The organism is Campylobacter porcelli (assembly GCF_002139855.1).
Taxonomy (GTDB): domain Bacteria; phylum Campylobacterota; class Campylobacteria; order Campylobacterales; family Campylobacteraceae; genus Campylobacter; species Campylobacter porcelli.
Map to the genome: position 1 here is coordinate 1 of NZ_CP018789.1, position 16,197 is coordinate 16,197.

Here is a 16,197-nt window from a genome sequence, read left to right on the forward strand (position 1 = left end):
TTGCTAGGTGTAGAAGCGATTGAAATTTTGAGCCAAGAAATATCAAAAAGTGAGATGGATAACTACATTTCACAGATTAAATTTAATGAAAAAAGCTCAAATTCTCAAAGGGTAGTCTTCATCGCTCCAAATGAACTTATAGCTAGATTTATCCAGACAAAATATTCTAATAAATTAGCTAGTATCTATGAAATTCACACAGGTTTAAAACCTCAAGTTATCATCACAACGCAAAAAGCAGACTTAAATATTAAGTTAAAAGATGTAAATGTAAAAGAGATAAAGAGCCAAAGCTCACTATTAAATCCTAGCTATACATTTGATAATTTTGTCGTTGGAGACTCTAATCAATTTGCTTTTATCAGCTCAAAGCAAGTAGCCACAAACCCTGGAAAAGCCTATAATCCACTATTTATCTATGGTCCAACTGGTCTTGGTAAAACTCATCTTTTACAATCCATAGGAAATGAATGCTTAGAAAATGGCAAAACCGTTATTTGCATTACAAGTGAGCAATTTACAAGTGATTTTATAAGAAATGTAGAAAATAGAACTATGAATAAATTTAAAGAAAAATATCGTAATTGCGATGTTTTATTAATCGATGATGTTCAATTTTTCCATAAATCAGAAAAAACTCAAGAGGAGTTTTTCCATACTTTTAATGAAATTCACTCTAAAAATGGTCAAATAGTTATGACCTCAGACAAACCTCCAAAAATGCTAAAAGGCTTTGAAGAGAGATTAAAAAGTCGTTTTGAGTGGGGACTTATGGCTGATATTACTCCACCAGAGCTAGATACCAAAATTAGAATTATCAAGACTAAATGCGAATTTGACAAAATAGAATTAAGCGATGATATAATAGAATATATCGCTTCAAATATGGGCGATAATATAAGAGAGATAGAAAGCGCTATAATCAATATCAATGCTTTTGCTAATATTATGCGTCAAAATATCACACTTGAATTTGCCAAAAATGTCATAAAAGATCAGATAAAAGAGAAAAAAGAAGCCATAAGCTTAGAAAATATAATACAATATGTATCTTATGAGATGAATATAAAACCAAGTGATATAAAGAGCAAAAATCGCACAAAAAACATTGTAGAAGCTCGTAGAATTTGTATATACTTAGCTAAAACCTTAACCCCAAATTCAATGCCACAACTAGCTTCACATTTTGGGTTAAAAGACCATAGTGCTGTAAGCCATAATATCAAAAAAATTAATAATTTAATAGAAAATGATAGCTATTTTAAAGCTAGATTAGAAGAGTTAAAAAATAAAATATTATCAAAGGAATAGTGAATATGTGTGAAAATTATATTGCGAGTTATTCAATAAAATTTAACCAAATTTACGGCGTTTTGTGTAGTTATTCACAAAATCAACAAACTAACTAAAAATAAAAAAATAAATTTAAAAATAAAGGCAAAAAATGAAAGTTTTAATCAAAAAAAATATCTTAGAAACAATAATAATAAACACAAATTCATATCTTGATAAAAAAGATCTAAGCTCAATCACATCTCATATATTCATAAGTGCTAAAGACTCTCTTTTAACAATCAAAGCTACAGATAATGAGATTGGACTAAGCTATAAAGCTTCAAATGTAAATATAATTGATGAAGGTATAGCTACTGCAAATGGTAAAAAACTTCTTGATATTATAAAAAGCTTAAAAGATGGCGAAATTATGCTAGAGACAGTTCAAAACCATCTATATATAAAACAAAATAACTCTAAATATCGCCTACCTATGCAAAAAGCTGATGATTTCCCAGATTTCCCAACAATTGAAAATAAAAAAAGATTTAATATAAACGCAGCAAATCTAAGCAAAAGTTTAAAGAAAATCACAAATTCAATAGAAAATACTAATTCCAAAATAGAATTAACAGGTGCATTAATAGATATTAAAAATGAAAATATAAATTTAGTCGGGACAGATACAAAAAGACTTAGCATATACACACTAGATATAAAATCAGAAAATGAACCATTTAGTATAATAATTCCTAAAAAAGCTATAGTTGAAATTCAAAAAATATTCTATGAAAATATCGAAATTTACTATGATGAAAATATATTTATCTCAATTAGCCAAAATTTCGAATTTTTCACAAAATTGATAAATGGACGCTATCCAGACTACGCAAGAGTAATACCAAAAGAGTCTAAAATAAATATAACACTAAATCGTGAAAAAATGATAGAAGGCATTAAAACAATATCAATGCTATCTGAAATTATAAAAATTACAATAACTCCAGAAAATATATCATTTGAAAGTATCAATAATGATAATAGCGAAGCAAAAACCATAATAGAACAAAAATTTAATATAGAAGAAAATATAATACTAGGAGTAAAAAATAGATTTATTCTTGATTTCTTATCAAGTATAGAAGATAGTGAATTTACCTTATCATACAATGATATAGGACTTCCATTTGTGCTTAGCTGCGAAGAGTTAAAAACAATAATAATGCCTATAAATATTTAAGGATTAAGATGGAAAATTTAGAAAAAAAAGATTATGGCGCTGGAAATATCAAGGTTTTAAAAGGTCTTGAAGCCGTTAGAAAACGCCCTGGAATGTATATAGGCGATACTAATATAAATGGTCTTCATCATATGATCTATGAAGTAGTAGATAACTCCATAGATGAAGCAATGGCTGGATATTGCGATACTATCGATATTGAGCTTACAAATGAAGGCTCAGCTATAATCACAGATAATGGTAGGGGAATTCCAGTAGATATTCATCCAACTGAGAAAATTTCAGCTGCGACTGTGGTTTTAACCGTTCTGCACGCTGGGGGTAAATTTGATAAAGATACATATAAAGTATCAGGCGGACTTCATGGAGTTGGTGTATCAGTTGTCAATGCTCTATCTAAAAAATTAGTTTTAAATATAAAAAGAGATGGCAAACTTCATCGCCAAGAATTCGCCGAAGGCATACCTCAAAGCGATTTAGAAGTTATCAAAACTACAAATAGAACTGGAACTAGCGTAGAGTTTTGGCCTGATGATACTATCTTTGAAATAACTAAATTTGATAGAGAAATTTTAGCCAAAAGATTTAGAGAATTAGCATATTTAAATCCAAAAATTACTATAAATTTCAAAGACCAAAGAGATGGATTTAAAGAGAGTTATCACTTTGATGGCGGACTTGAGAGCTTTGTAACTGATATGAATAAGAGCAATCCAGTAAGCAAAGCTGTGAGCTTTAGCGGTGGGGAAGATGATGTTATAGTTGATTTTGCTCTTTTATATAATGATACATATAGCGAAAATTTATTAAGCTTTGTAAATAATATTAAAACCCCTGATGGCGGAACTCACGAAGCTGGATTTAGAGCTGGGCTTACTAGAGCTATTACAAACTACATAGCAGCAAATGCCGCTACTCGTGAAAAAGATACTAAAATCACTGGAGATGATATAAGAGAAGGTCTTATAGCTGTTGTAAGTGTCAAGGTTCCAGAGCCACAATTTGAAGGGCAAACTAAAGGCAAACTTGGCTCAAGCTATGTAAAACCAATAGTCCAAAAGATGACTTTTGAAGTGCTTTGTAAATATTTTGAAGAAAATCCAAACGAAGCAAAAGCCATTATGAATAAAGCTCTAATGGCAGCTCGTGGTAGGGAAGCAGCTAAAAAAGCAAGAGATTTAACACGCAAAAAAGATAGTTTAAATAGCGTTGGAACATTGCCTGGTAAATTAGCTGATTGTCAAAGCAAAGACCCAAGTGAGAGCGAAATTTACCTTGTTGAGGGCGATTCTGCTGGAGGCTCAGCAAAGCAAGGTCGTGATAGAGTATTTCAAGCTATTTTGCCACTTCGTGGTAAAATTTTAAATGTAGAAAAGAGTAGGCTTGATAAAATTTTAAAATCCGAAGAGATAAAAAATATGATAACCGCATTTGGTTGTGGTATCGGTGATGAGTTTGATGCTAGTAAGCTAAGATACCATAAAATCATCATTATGACTGATGCTGATGTCGATGGAAGCCATATCCAAACCCTACTTCTTACATTTTTCTTTAGATTTCTTACACCAATTATCGAAAATGGAAATGTCTATTTAGCTCAGCCACCACTTTATAGATATAAAAAAGGCAAAAAAGAAATTTATTTAAAAGATGAAAAAGCCTTAAATGAATTCCTTATAGAAACTGGCATTGAGAGCGAAGATTTCCAAGGAGTTGGTAGTAATGATTTGATAGATTATCTAAAATTAATTAGCACATATAGAACGGTTTTAAATGAGCTTAAAAAGCGTTTTAATGTCCTAAGTGCGATTAGATATATGATAGAAAATCCAGATATTATAAGTAAAGATTTCAAAGAGTTATTTGAGATTATAAAAGTTGAGCTAGATAGTCAAAACTATAATATTTTAAACTCATATGTCAATGAAAATGAGATTAGAATTTATGTCCAAACACCAAGCGGACTTGAAGAGTTAGTTATAGATGACTCTTTATTTGTCAATCCTTTATACATTGAGGCAGTTCATATATACTCTAAGATGAAAGAGCGTGAGATCGATCTTAATGGGGATCCTTTAGAAATCTTAGAAAATATCGAAAAAAGTGCGAAAAAAGGTGCTTATATCCAGCGTTACAAAGGTTTAGGTGAGATGAATCCAGAGCAACTTTGGGAGACTACTATGAATCCAGAAAATCGCCGTTTGCTTAAAATAGATGTCAAAGATATGCAAAGTGCAAGTGATATATTTGAGCTATTTATGGGTGATGAGGTCGAGCCAAGGCGAGAGTATATCCAAGCTCATGCTAAAGATGTTAAGCATTTAGATGTATAAGGATAGGTATGCAAAATTTAAAATATGGTGAAAAAATCATAGCCCAATTTGACCTTGATAAGGATTTTGAGATATGGCCAAATAGTGCTAATAAAGATTACGCTATTAAAATTACACTACCTGAGTTTGCTTGTTTTTGTCCAAGGAGTGGCTATCCAGATTTTGCTACAATTTATCTTACATATGTTCCTGATAAATTTGTAGTAGAGTTAAAAGCTTTAAAACTATATATCAATAGCTTTTTAAATCGCCATATCAGCCACGAAGCTAGTATAAATGAAATTTATGATACATTAGATAGTAAGTTAAAACCAAAATATTTAAGAGTTGTGGGTGATTTTAATCCAAGGGGCAATGTCCATACAATCATAGAAGTAGATAGTAATATGATAAGAGAGCAAAAATATGATACAAGCTCTATTGAATTCCAAAGTACTAGGAAATTTAACTAATGATAAACCCAAGGCTTATTGAGCATATTTTTAAAGCGGCCAATATCTCAAGGTGGAATGACTACCCTAAAATGGTTGATTTATTAGAATTAGATAAACAAGCTCATAAATTTATCATTGCCTATTTTATCGCTAAGCTTGAAAATAATATAGATATGCGATATATAATCGAAGGTGGGGTGTTTGAGTTTTTAAGTAGAGTTGTGGTTACTGATATTCGCCCAGATGTCTTTCATCACATTCAAAAGACCAAAGCTTCTCAGATAAATAGCTGGGTTTTAACGAATTTAGAGCCATTAATAGATGATATAGATGGGGGTAAATTTCTAGAAAGATTTAGGAATTTTATAGATGATAAATCTCATCTAAAAGAGAAATTAATCTTAAAAGCTGCTAGCTATCTAGCTACAAAATGGGAATTTAGTATCGTATATCAAACTAGTAAATTTTTAAATAATATCGATGAGTTAAAACAGCAAGTAGATGAGGAGTTAGAGGATTATTATGAGCTAATTGGTGTTAGGAAAATTGCGATGAATCAAAAATTAGCTCGTATTGTTGATTTAAGCGGAAGATTGAGATTTCAAAAGCGCTGGGCACAAACTAGTAGAATTCCAGAAACTGCAGTTTTAGGGCATATGCTTGTTGTGGCGATATTTGGTTATTTTTATTCACTTAAAGTTGGGGCAAATTCAAAAAGATTAGAAAATAATTTTTATTGTGCTTTATTCCACGATTTACCAGAGAGCCTAACTCGTGATATTATAAGCCCTGTTAAATATGGCATTGATGGGTTAAATGAGATAATTAGCGAGTATGAGATGAGACTGATTGAAGATAAAATTCTCCCATATGTCCCACAAAGCTTTAGAGATGAATTTAGCTATATTTTAGGCGTTAGAAATGATAATGGAGTGCTTAAAAAACATGAATTTGAAAATAGAATTTGCCGCACAACTCCGCAGCCATATCATGGAAGTATGGATAATGTAAATGGTGATGAATTTAGTAGCATTGATGGAAAAGCACTTAAATATTGTGATAATCTAGCTGCTTTTGTGGAGGCTGGGCTATCTATAAGCTATGGTGTAAAGAGTAAAGATTTAGTCCAAGGTTTTCAAAATATAAGAGCTAAATTTAAAAGAAATCCAAAGATCGAAGGGGTGGATTTTAATCAAATTTGTATAGATTTTATGGAGTATTTAGGTATAGAAAACCTCTCCCCAGATGACTGCGGCACACACCTGTAAAAAGTGCTCTGCTATGTTCCCATCCTGAAGCGGTGCTTTTTAAAAGCATTGCACAGGTCTAAGGAAAGGCGGATGAAATTATATCCATATTTTACTTAAAGTAGGATTATGATGAGTTATAAATTAAATTTTTTATCTATTTTTCGTGAGCTTTTTGTCCCACATTACCGCTCTTTAGAGTTTAGAGCTAAAATTTTAACTGCCATGCTAATTGCTAAAAAGAGTATATCAGATAGTGATTATTACGAAGTAGAAGATATAGCAAAAGATATATATGGCAATGATGAGAAGAGAATCCACATCTTAGTCCAAACGATAAAAGAGTATGTAGATAAGGCAACTCAAGGCAGTAAGCTAAATTTGGATATTTTATTAAAAGATATAGATTATGAGTTAAAATCAATTAAAAGATATGTCAAAAAGATTGATTTTGAACATCTTAGAAGATTGATGATTAATAGCGATGAGACTGATGCTGTTTTTCAACAGCAGGTGTATGAATTTTTCCTAAATGAGGTTAGAATTTACTCACATAATTAAAATCACAATCGCTAAAATATTAAGAAATTTTAAATCTATCGCCGATTTTAATCCTACCTTCATACTCAAATTCAGTAATCTCTAGCGCCTTATCAGCGCATTTTACCCAAAATCCATTTTTGCTAATTCCCACTATAGCGCCATTTACGCACTTATATGTTGGAGCATTTTGATGATATATTGCTTTTATTATTTTCATCTCTTTATCATTTATTATAGCCCTTGCTAGTGGAGCTGGATGAGTGATCGCACGGATAAAGTTAAACACATCACGGCTATTTTGATTCCAATCAATCATCTCATCGCCAAATTTTCTTTGTGTGCAGTAAAAGCCGTATTTATCGATATTTGATTGCTTAATTGGCTTAAAATCTCCACCTAAAATCATCTTTAAAGCCTCATATAAAACATACCCACACTGGTTGTGAGCCGTTTGTAGCAGTGTGGAGTAGTCATCACTATCGTTAATCTCATAGTGCTTTTGTAAAATTATATCGCCTGTATCAATTCCTTCATCTATATAATGCACAGTGATACCAAAGCTCTTTTCATCATTTATCAAAGCCCAATTTAAGATATTTCTACCACGATAAAATGGCAAAGCACCAGCGTGACAGTTGATCGCACCAAGTGGTGTTAGATCTATAACTTGGCGTTTAAAAATTTGGTCAAATGACATAGAGACCAAAATATCACACTTAAATTTAGCAATTTTGGATATAAACTCAAGCGAATTTATATCTTTATGTTTTAAAATCTCAATCCCATAATCTTTGGCAAATTTAGCTAAAATTTCATCATCTGAGCCATTTCTAACGCAGATAAAAGCAATTTGCATATTTGGGTCTTTAATGATTATTTTAAAAGCATTATGAGACCAAATCCCATCAGCGAAGTAGCCGATTTTTAAATTTCTATTAAGGTTTGTACCCCCCCCTAAGCTCATCATACACCTCCAAAAATTAATCTATAAAATCTCTAAGCATCTTAATCTCATCAGCCCAAATACTCTCATCAATAGTCTCTAAAATCAAAGGAATTTCATCGATTTTAGGATCATTCATAATGGATTTAAAGGCTTGCTTACCAATTAGCCCCACTCCTAAGCTATCGTGGCGATCTTTGCGTGAGCCAAGAGCTCCTTTGCTATCATTTACATGCATTCCGCTAAGGTATTTATACCCAACTATCTTATCAAATTCGCTCATAGTTTTAGCATAACTCTCATCATCTCTAATATCATAACCACTAGCAAATAGATGGCAAGTATCGATACACACGCCTACACGACTGCTATCCTTACTCATAGCGATCAATGCTGCTAGATGCTCAAATTTATATCCTAGATTGCTACCTTGACCGGCGGTATTTTCGATAACTAGCTTGATATTTGATGAGTTTTGAAGTAGAGCATTCATCTGTTGTGCTATTAACTCCAAGCACTCATCTTCGCTTATTTGCTTTAGATGTGAGCCTGGATGAAAGTTAATAAGCTCAATCCCTAAGGCTTCGCACCTTTTAATCTCATCTAAAAATGAGTCAAAACTCTTAGTCCTAGCTTGTGGATCTGGATGACCTAAATTTACCAAATAGCTATTATGAGCTAGGATATACTCTGGCTTTATATTGGATTTATTTAAATTTGATTTAAACTCATTAATATCGCTTTGGGTTAGTGGCTTTGCACTCCATTGTCTTTGATTTTTAACAAACAAAGCAAAGGCATCCGCTCCGATATTTACGGCATTTTGCACCGCATTTGCCACTCCACCACTTGCACTTACATGGGCTCCGATACGCTTCATTGTAACTCTCTTATTATGATTTTTACCATATTTTTACTATCAATAAATTTAACTAAATTATCGCAAACTTCATATTTTATCATTTTATTAGCTATATTTTGCTCAAATCCGCAATTAGTTTTTTGAAGATTTGCCCCATCATAGATTGGAATTTTAGATATGATATTATCTAAGATCTCATCATAGTGAGTTGATCTTAGATATTTTATATTAAAGCTTTGATAATCACTACAAACCCCATTAATACAGATATTTTCAGCTAGTTTTAAATTTAAAACTAACGCCCCGCTATTGTAGATTTGAATTTGAGTTTGATTAGTATATTTATGTATAAATCCAGCATCGCTAATACGCAAATTAGGCGTAATAAAACTAAATAAAACGCTACTAGAGTGCTGCGGCTGATAGGCAAAACATCCTAAAAATAGTGTAGCAAATGCTGACAAAATAGAGATTTTAAAGCTAAATTTATATATACTCAAAGTAAGCCTTTTTCAAATTTGTTAAATTATATATCTATTTTGTAAATCTTTAATATTTTTAAGTAGCATTTAAGTAAGATTTCTATATAATTCCACTCACGCAACCGCAGTGGCCCCTTCGTCTAGCGGTTAGGACATCGCCCTTTCACGGCGGTAACACGAGTTCGAGTCTCGTAGGGGTCACCACCTATATTCTTATTTTATAAATCTTTTTTATATTTCATTTCTCAATATTTTTTTAGTTTATTTTAAATTCATTAGCCCTAAGTTAATTATATATTTATTCTTTAAATTAAGCCAAATTTTACTATAATAAAGTTCAAAAATGCCGATATAAGGCTAAATTTAAAAGGAAAAATTATGCAAAATGGTAGAAAAAAAGATATTGATGAGCTAAAAAATGATATATCAAAAAAAGATGAGAGAGATTTAACTGAAGATGAGAAAAAATTTAAAGAGTTAGATTCAAAAATAGCTCAAAAAATCAAAAATGAAGAAGAGATTACCACTTTAGATAAAAATATAACTGCGATGATGCCTTATGCTATCGATACTTCGCTTACTCTATTTGGGCTTGAAGAGAATAAGAAATTTGGCGTTTTTATGGGTAAGGATCCACTAGATTTAAATATCGTAAATCTTGATACCAAAGAGTATTTATATGAGAGTCCAGCCAAAGATGTAGAGAAAAAAATTATAGAATTTGAAGAGGAGTATGCTAGGCATAGAGCGCTTTTTATCTATGGAATTGGCAATGGCGTTTTCTTAAAATCTATCTTGGCTAATCCAACGCATAAAAAGATATTTGTCTTCGAGCCAGAGATTGAAATTTTATATGCCGCACTTAGCTTGATTGACTTTTCTAGGGATATTTTTACTGATAGGCTTGTTATTTTAGATTCGCACAAGGTTACATTTTTGCAATTTTATATCATCTGCAAAATGCCTGATGTATTTCATAGCTTTAGGCTTTATAATTTGCATATTATCGATGATTATTATAATAATGAAAAGTATCAAGAGAATATCTTAGAATTAAATAAAACTATGCAAAAAGCAATCGTCCAAACCCTATATGAGCGTGGCAATGACTCTAAAGATTGTCTTTTAGGAATGATTCAAACCACCCAGCATCTCCCAGATGTATTTGGTGCTATACCTCTTAGAGATATTATAAATAGACGCAAAGGCAAGATAGACTCAGCCGTAGTCGTATCTACTGGCCCATCGCTTCATAAGCAGCTACCAATACTTAAAAAACTTGCTCCATATACAATTATAATAGCCGTTGATGCGAGTTATCCAATTTTAAAAGAGCATGGGATTAAGCCTGATTATGTAACATCAATAGAGAGAATTCCTCCTACTCCAGACTTTTTCAAGCCTACTAGGACTAAATTTGATGATGGGATTATCTTTGTTGTGGCCTCTCTTACTCATCATGAATCGGTTGAGAATTTACATGATAAAGATGTATGTTATGCTTTAAGACCATTAAATTATGAGATGAGCTTTAAGGATTTTAAATTTGGCTATATCGGCGGTGGACAGAGTGCTGCTCATATGGCGTGGAATATCGCTCAAGCCCTAGAGTGTAAAGATGTAATGCTAATAGGTCAGGATTTAGCCTATGGTGAAGATGGCACTAGCCACTCCAAAGGGCATATATTTAAAGAGACTGAGATACCTGTAGAAGAGGTGCCTATCATGACACAAAAATATGGTGGTAAAGGCGAAATTCAAACTACATTTATATGGAATTTATTTAGGCAATATTTTGAACATAATATCGCAATGCTACAAAGAAGTGATCCAAATTATAAGCTTTATAACTGCACCGAAGGTGGAGCTAGAATAGAAGGAACGACTGAAATTCCATTTAAAGAGATGGCTGATAAGATTATCGCTAAGGGTAAAAAGAAGAGTTTTAAACCGATTTTACCAATAAGCAAGGAAAAACAAGAGCAACACCTAAAAAAAGCTATTAAAAATATTACTGGAATTTTTAAAACCGGTCATAAAATTCAAAAAAAATGCGAACGATTATATCTTCAAATCGCCAAAGAGATAGAAAAATCTAAAAAATTAAAAGAGAAAGATAAGAAAGATAAAATCAATTATGACAAACTTCAAAAGCTATCATTTGAGATTGATAAGTTAAAAGAGTATGTGTTTAAAGATAGGATATTTATGTCATCATTTTATGGAATTTGCGGGGCTATGCTAAATAGCCAAGAGCTTGAACTTGCCGTTATCTCAGCTCGTAGAGCAGATAGTGAAGAGGAGAAAAATGATAAATTATTTGAGTGGGTATCTTGTCAGAGCTACTGGATTTTTAGCTTAGCTGGTAGCATTGATGCGACTTTAGGCAAGTTAGCTGACGCAGCTAGTGGATTTATGGATAGTTATAAGCTCTTAGAACAATGATAAATAGCGATATTAAATCCACTTATGATGAGCATACTTACAACTCATACTCATATGCTCAAACTAGTGTAGATTATCTTTGTGCGGTGGCTAGATTTCATGGTTTAGCCGCTACTGATCCATATAATGCTAAGGTGCTAGAGATAGGATGTGCGATGGGTGGCAATATCATCGGTCAAGCCATCAATCACCCAAATTCAACTTTTATAGGGATCGATCTAAGTAGCGAACAAATTGCCATTGGCAAAGCAGCCACCCAAGGCATAGGCTGTAAAAATATAGAGCTAATTGAGATGGATATTTGTAATCTTGTGAGTGAATTTGGCGGTAAGATTGAGTTTGATTATATCATCTGTCATGGAATTTATAGCTGGGTGCCTGATTTTGTAAGAAGTGCGATTTTACAAAGTTGTCAAAAGTTATTAAGTCCAAATGGCGTGGCATTTATTAGCTATAACTGCTATCCAGGGTGGAAATATGTAGAGCCTTTGCGTGATTTTATGCGATTTAGTGCGGTTAAAAATAGCGGGAATGTAGCTGATCTTGAGTCTGGATTAAATGCTATTAAATTTCAAAAAGCCTTCTATGCTAAGTATATTCCAAATGAATCAAGCGCTACTCATATTAAGAGCTTAAATTTAGAGTATATAAATCACATTCAAAAATACCCTAAAAGCTATGTCGCACACGAATATATGGAGATTTGTAATCAGCCGTTTTATTTTTTAGATTTTGTAGCTGATGCTGGTGATAATGGGCTTTGCTATATAGCAGATGCGACCTATCATTTTGACCCATCATTTTTGCCAGATGGTGCTATAAGTGAGTATTTTAAGCTATCATTTGATGATTATATCTCGGCTAATCAAGCTTATGATTTTCTATACTCTATTAGATTTAGAAGCTCAATCCTTACTAAATCGCAAAATCAAAGCAAACTAGCAACAAGCGATTATGATAAGGCGAAGTTCGCTCCAAATTTATATTTTAAGCTCATTAAGCCCTCACCTGAGCTATTAAATTCAGCTAAAGATACATATATCGAGCCTTTGGCTAAAGCTTTAAATGAGGCTTTTCCAGCGACTATGAGTTTTGATGAGATTAAGGCTGTGTATCAAAAAGATGATATTGTATTTAGGTATTATGATATTAGAACGGTTACAAATAACGCTCTAAGCATAGCTTGTGAGCCACATAAGAAGCTATTATACACGCCTGGCAAAACTAGATTAAAAAAAGCTTATGAGCCATATTTAAGATATTTTTTAGATAATGATAACTCATCAATTGGCATAGCAACTCCATCTAATGATAAATTAAATGCTGATAAACACACGCTAGAGCTTACATTAATGTTTGATGGAAATCACACTATAAAAGATATTCAAGATCATATAAAAGCTAAATTTGAAAAAGAGAAATTAATCCCAACTGTTCAAAAAGATGGCAAAACTATATTATTAAAAAGCCCAAAAGAGCAAAATGAGTATTTCAAAAATGCGGTTGAGACTATCAAGCTTTCACTTATAAATACCCTAATGCTAGAAGAGTATTAAACTCCTCTATAGGGCATTTGCAATTAGCTCGATTGGATTAATACATTTTGCGCTGCTACCATGAATGTGTAGAGCGTTATTTAGCTGCATTTTACACGCACTACACTCGCTACCTACGCAACTAGCATCTACGGCGTTTATTTGTGCGGCTCTACTTTGACCAGCTTGGCGACTTAGGTGGTATTTTTCACTTTGCATTGTTACCCCGCCAAATCCACAACAACTATTAGTATCGCTCATCTCATTTAAGATATAAGCTTGTTTTAAAAGCTCTCTTGGCTCTTTCCAAATTCCTTGCATTTTCTTAGCGTGGCATGGGTCGTGATATGTGATTTTAGCTATCTTTTTATCTCTATTTCGCTCTTGTAAAATTTGGGCTAAATTTGTAAATTTCGCAAAATACTCAGTAGCTAAATATATATATTTGCTTATCTCTTTAGCTCTTTTTTTCCACTGCGGATCGCTATGAAAATAGTGTTCATAATCGACCTTTATCATCGCCGAACAGGTAGCTTCTGGTATGATGATGGCGTCTATTTTACCGCTATTTAAGAGCGTTTCAAAATACTCAATATTCTTTTTTGCTAGATAATCTACAGTGTTAAAATCTCCAGTAAAATAAGCTGGAGCCGAGCAACAGCCTTGAGATTTCATCAAATGGGCGTTGATTTTAAGCTCTTTTAATATCTTAAGTAGTCCTTCTCCTACTGATGTATATGCGTAGTTTCCCATACAGCCAATGAATATTCCAATGGTTTTATCTGATCCATTATCTATAAATTCAGTGTGTGAGTTTAAAAAGCTCTTTTTAGATGCAGTTGGTAAAAGACGCTCTTTTTTTAGCATTGGTAGATTAAATCTTGGGCTCATATTGCCATCTTTTATCTTAAATCCACAACTTTGAAATACATAGCCAAATCTAGCTGCTATATCCATAATTTTTCTATTTCTAAGTAGCCAAAAAAACACTCTTTTATACCACGAAATCCCAAATTTAGCCGCTATATCGGCTCTAGCATTTTCTATCATAGTATCAGTTGGTAATGATACTGGGCAGTCTTGAACGCAATTTGTACATAAAAAACAGCTCTCAAATATATCTTTTAAATTCTTATCAAGCTCGATTTCACCTCTATTATACGCTCCTAATAGATCTAAAAATCCCCTTGGACTTCTAACTTCATCGTGGCTAATTTTGTATATTGTGCAATTTGGCTTACACTTTCCACATTTTACACATGCATCGCTAATCGCACTAAAATTATAGTTACTCATTTATCCTCTTTGTTTTATTAAACTTGCTTTTATAGCTTCTATAAAGGCGGTTCTAACTCCGGCTTCTTCTAACTTACACACCCCTTCAATAGTCGTCCCAGCAGGTGAGCAGATACTATCTCTTATTAAGGCTGGGTGTCTATTTTCAATCAGTGTAGCAAAGCTATTAAATAGCCCACTTGTCATAGCCTGAGCGTCGCTAAGATTTAGCCCTGAGCGAACTGCGGCACTATTGATAGCATCAGCTACTAAGGCTAGGTATGCTGGGGCGCATCCGCTAATGATACTTGCTGCGTCAAAAGTAGCTTTTGAGTCAAATTTAACCGCCTTGCCAAATCCATTTAAAATTTGCTCTATTATCTCTATATCTCCACTTGCCATATATGGATTTATACTAGCTCTATCTTTAGCGGCGATATTTGGCAAACAAATAGCGTGATTTATGGCGTTTATAGCTTGGATTTGCTCTAAGCTAGTGCGAGCTAACACGCTAATTATCGAATTTGCTTTGCCATTTGCTATATTTTTAAACCACTCAAGTGCATTTGGCTTAATGGCTAATATGATATTTTTGTCATTTATATCATAATTTTTATCGATAATTTCTATATTAAATTCGCCACGCAAAGCCTCTAATCTACCACTAAATCTCCCAGCTAATACAACCTCAAATCCAGCTGATTTTAGCCCATTAGCCATGGCTAGCCCCATATTTCCAGCACCAATTATGGTAATTTTCATCTTACTTCCTGTCTTAAAATAGAGACGCTACTTGGTAATTTTAAGCCATCTTTTATAGCGTTTGTTATGCTTTGTAAATCAAATTTAGTATGGTCAAATGCGACTACATAGCATATATCGCCAGATTTTAGATACCTATCTTTTCCATCTTCTTCATATCTTGTAGCGCCAATTGTGATTATCATCTCATTTGGGTAGTTTGCGTCGCTTAAAATTTTGGATAAATTCTCTAGCACAGCGTAATCTTGTTGAGTATTTAATTTATCTTTAATCCACTCAAGCAATTTTTCATAAAAATATGAGTAGCCACTTAGCTTGGCACACTCTCCATATCTGATAAATTCATTTGAGCTTTTTAAAAATGAAACCAAGCTATAGTTATCGCAGATCCCACCAATGCTAAATTTATCTATCTCAATCTCATTGCCAAGCCCTTTTGAGCCGGTGCTGAAGTTTTTCTTTTGAGAGATTTTAGTAGCGGTTTTATCATTTCTAACAGAAGCGTCATTAAATGCAGCAAATTTCAGTGGCTTAACGCTTTTGACCTTGCCATTTTCATACTCTAATTCGCATCTTAGGGCGATTTCTGGCTCCATTTGCACATTTAAATTCTCATTGCTAGGTAGATATAGATAGCTATTATCTATGCAATTTCTGCCTAAAAAGCCACTACTGCCCTTTATATAAAATGGGAAAATCCCCTTTGGTGCGTATTCATCATCAGTTTTTACTAAGGCAAAATCACTAGCCTCACCAGCTTGTTCAAGATGTAAAGCGAAGTTTCCAGCTATTCCAAATCCTATATTTATACTCACAAAGTC

At 32.9% G+C, this 16,197-nt stretch carries 13 protein-coding genes, 1 tRNA gene, 1 other RNA gene and 1 pseudogene; 9 read left to right on the top strand and 7 right to left on the bottom strand.

What is annotated here, in order from left to right; genetic code table 11:
- The 5 genes and pseudogenes from dnaA to CSUIS_RS00025 form a co-directional block, all read left to right on the top strand.
- Window positions 1-1,311 (top strand): chromosomal replication initiator protein DnaA, encoded by a 1,311-nt coding sequence (gene dnaA / locus CSUIS_RS00005; RefSeq protein ID WP_086296636.1) that lies wholly within the window; start codon window positions 1-3, stop codon window positions 1,309-1,311.
- Window positions 1,312-1,444: 133 nt separating this feature from the next.
- Complete coding sequence (gene dnaN / locus CSUIS_RS00010) at window positions 1,445-2,515, top strand: DNA polymerase III subunit beta (RefSeq protein WP_086296637.1); 1,071 nt, start codon at window positions 1,445-1,447, stop codon at window positions 2,513-2,515.
- An 8-nt stretch (window positions 2,516-2,523) separates the two neighbouring features.
- The gene (gene gyrB / locus CSUIS_RS00015) at window positions 2,524-4,848 is read left to right on the top strand and encodes a DNA topoisomerase (ATP-hydrolyzing) subunit B (protein ID WP_086242414.1); all 2,325 of its coding nucleotides are present in this window, start codon (window positions 2,524-2,526) and stop codon (window positions 4,846-4,848) included.
- A gap of 8 nt (window positions 4,849-4,856) precedes the next feature.
- Complete coding sequence (gene queF / locus CSUIS_RS00020; RefSeq protein ID WP_086237543.1) at window positions 4,857-5,300, top strand: preQ(1) synthase; 444 nt, start codon at window positions 4,857-4,859, stop codon at window positions 5,298-5,300.
- A pseudogene (locus tag CSUIS_RS00025) lies at window positions 5,300-6,511 on the top strand (HD domain-containing protein); the annotation flags it as partial. The gene queF and the pseudogene CSUIS_RS00025, both read left to right, overlap by 1 nt.
- A 6-nt stretch (window positions 6,512-6,517) precedes the next feature.
- Here CSUIS_RS00025 and ffs read toward each other — a convergent pair.
- Window positions 6,518-6,615, bottom strand: an RNA gene (gene ffs, locus CSUIS_RS00030) — signal recognition particle sRNA small type.
- Window positions 6,616-6,661: 46 nt separating this feature from the next.
- Between ffs and CSUIS_RS00035 the strand changes: the two genes are divergently transcribed.
- The gene (locus tag CSUIS_RS00035; protein ID WP_086237544.1) at window positions 6,662-7,090 is read left to right on the top strand and encodes a hypothetical protein; all 429 of its coding nucleotides are present in this window, start codon (window positions 6,662-6,664) and stop codon (window positions 7,088-7,090) included.
- Window positions 7,091-7,109: 19 nt separating this feature from the next.
- Here the strand turns inward: CSUIS_RS00035 and CSUIS_RS00040 are convergent, their stop codons facing one another.
- Genes CSUIS_RS00040 through CSUIS_RS00050 form a run of 3 tightly spaced genes read right to left on the bottom strand, consistent with a single transcriptional unit; the run spans window position 7,110 to window position 9,377 of the window.
- The gene (locus tag CSUIS_RS00040) at window positions 7,110-8,036 is read right to left on the bottom strand and encodes a methionyl-tRNA formyltransferase (protein WP_086298523.1); all 927 of its coding nucleotides are present in this window, start codon (window positions 8,034-8,036) and stop codon (window positions 7,110-7,112) included.
- A 16-nt stretch (window positions 8,037-8,052) separates the two neighbouring features.
- The gene (nfo, locus tag CSUIS_RS00045) at window positions 8,053-8,895 is read right to left on the bottom strand and encodes a deoxyribonuclease IV (RefSeq protein WP_086296638.1); all 843 of its coding nucleotides are present in this window, start codon (window positions 8,893-8,895) and stop codon (window positions 8,053-8,055) included.
- A complete protein-coding gene (locus tag CSUIS_RS00050) occupies window positions 8,892-9,377 on the bottom strand; it encodes a hypothetical protein (RefSeq protein ID WP_086237546.1) in 486 nt (161 codons plus the stop codon). Before CSUIS_RS00050 ends, nfo begins: the two co-directional genes overlap by 4 nt.
- Window positions 9,378-9,488: 111 nt before the next feature.
- Between CSUIS_RS00050 and CSUIS_RS00055 the strand changes: the two genes are divergently transcribed.
- From CSUIS_RS00055 to CSUIS_RS00065, 3 genes are all read left to right on the top strand, one after another.
- Window positions 9,489-9,563, top strand: a tRNA-Glu gene (locus CSUIS_RS00055).
- A gap of 174 nt (window positions 9,564-9,737) precedes the next feature.
- The gene (locus tag CSUIS_RS00060; protein WP_086296639.1) at window positions 9,738-11,804 is read left to right on the top strand and encodes a motility associated factor glycosyltransferase family protein; all 2,067 of its coding nucleotides are present in this window, start codon (window positions 9,738-9,740) and stop codon (window positions 11,802-11,804) included.
- Complete coding sequence (locus tag CSUIS_RS00065) at window positions 11,801-13,360, top strand: methyltransferase regulatory domain-containing protein (protein WP_086296640.1); 1,560 nt, start codon at window positions 11,801-11,803, stop codon at window positions 13,358-13,360. Before CSUIS_RS00060 ends, CSUIS_RS00065 begins: the two co-directional genes overlap by 4 nt.
- Before the next feature lie 6 nt (window positions 13,361-13,366).
- On the opposite strand, the gene CSUIS_RS00070 is transcribed toward CSUIS_RS00065, so the two are convergent.
- From CSUIS_RS00070 to CSUIS_RS00080, 3 genes are read right to left on the bottom strand one after another with little or no spacing between them, the layout of a single operon-like run.
- Window positions 13,367-14,635, bottom strand: a complete 1,269-nt coding sequence (locus CSUIS_RS00070; RefSeq protein ID WP_086296641.1) for a (Fe-S)-binding protein — start codon at window positions 14,633-14,635, stop codon at window positions 13,367-13,369.
- Complete coding sequence (locus CSUIS_RS00075) at window positions 14,636-15,376, bottom strand: pyrroline-5-carboxylate reductase (RefSeq protein ID WP_086296642.1); 741 nt, start codon at window positions 15,374-15,376, stop codon at window positions 14,636-14,638. It lies immediately after the preceding gene.
- A complete protein-coding gene (locus CSUIS_RS00080) occupies window positions 15,373-16,191 on the bottom strand; it encodes a DUF5718 family protein (protein ID WP_086242421.1) in 819 nt (272 codons plus the stop codon). The genes CSUIS_RS00075 and CSUIS_RS00080 overlap by 4 nt, the downstream gene beginning before the upstream one ends.
- Window positions 16,192-16,197: the final 6 nt, after the last annotated feature.

Excerpts from the sequence above, each read along its gene's own strand:
- dnaN (WP_086296637.1), top strand. The coding sequence starts at position 1,445 with ATGAAAGTTTTAATCAAAAAAAATATCTTAGAAACAATAATAATAAAC.
- gyrB (WP_086242414.1), top strand. The coding sequence starts at position 2,524 with ATGGAAAATTTAGAAAAAAAAGATTATGGCGCTGGAAATATCAAGGTT.
- queF (WP_086237543.1), top strand. The coding sequence starts at position 4,857 with ATGCAAAATTTAAAATATGGTGAAAAAATCATAGCCCAATTTGACCTT.
- CSUIS_RS00035 (WP_086237544.1), top strand. The coding sequence starts at position 6,662 with ATGAGTTATAAATTAAATTTTTTATCTATTTTTCGTGAGCTTTTTGTC.
- CSUIS_RS00040 (WP_086298523.1), bottom strand. The coding sequence starts at position 8,036 with ATGAGCTTAGGGGGGGGTACAAACCTTAATAGAAATTTAAAAATCGGC.
- nfo (WP_086296638.1), bottom strand. The coding sequence starts at position 8,895 with ATGAAGCGTATCGGAGCCCATGTAAGTGCAAGTGGTGGAGTGGCAAAT.
- CSUIS_RS00060 (WP_086296639.1), top strand. The coding sequence starts at position 9,738 with ATGCAAAATGGTAGAAAAAAAGATATTGATGAGCTAAAAAATGATATA.
- CSUIS_RS00065 (WP_086296640.1), top strand. The coding sequence starts at position 11,801 with ATGATAAATAGCGATATTAAATCCACTTATGATGAGCATACTTACAAC.
- CSUIS_RS00070 (WP_086296641.1), bottom strand. The coding sequence starts at position 14,635 with ATGAGTAACTATAATTTTAGTGCGATTAGCGATGCATGTGTAAAATGT.
- CSUIS_RS00075 (WP_086296642.1), bottom strand. The coding sequence starts at position 15,376 with ATGAAAATTACCATAATTGGTGCTGGAAATATGGGGCTAGCCATGGCT.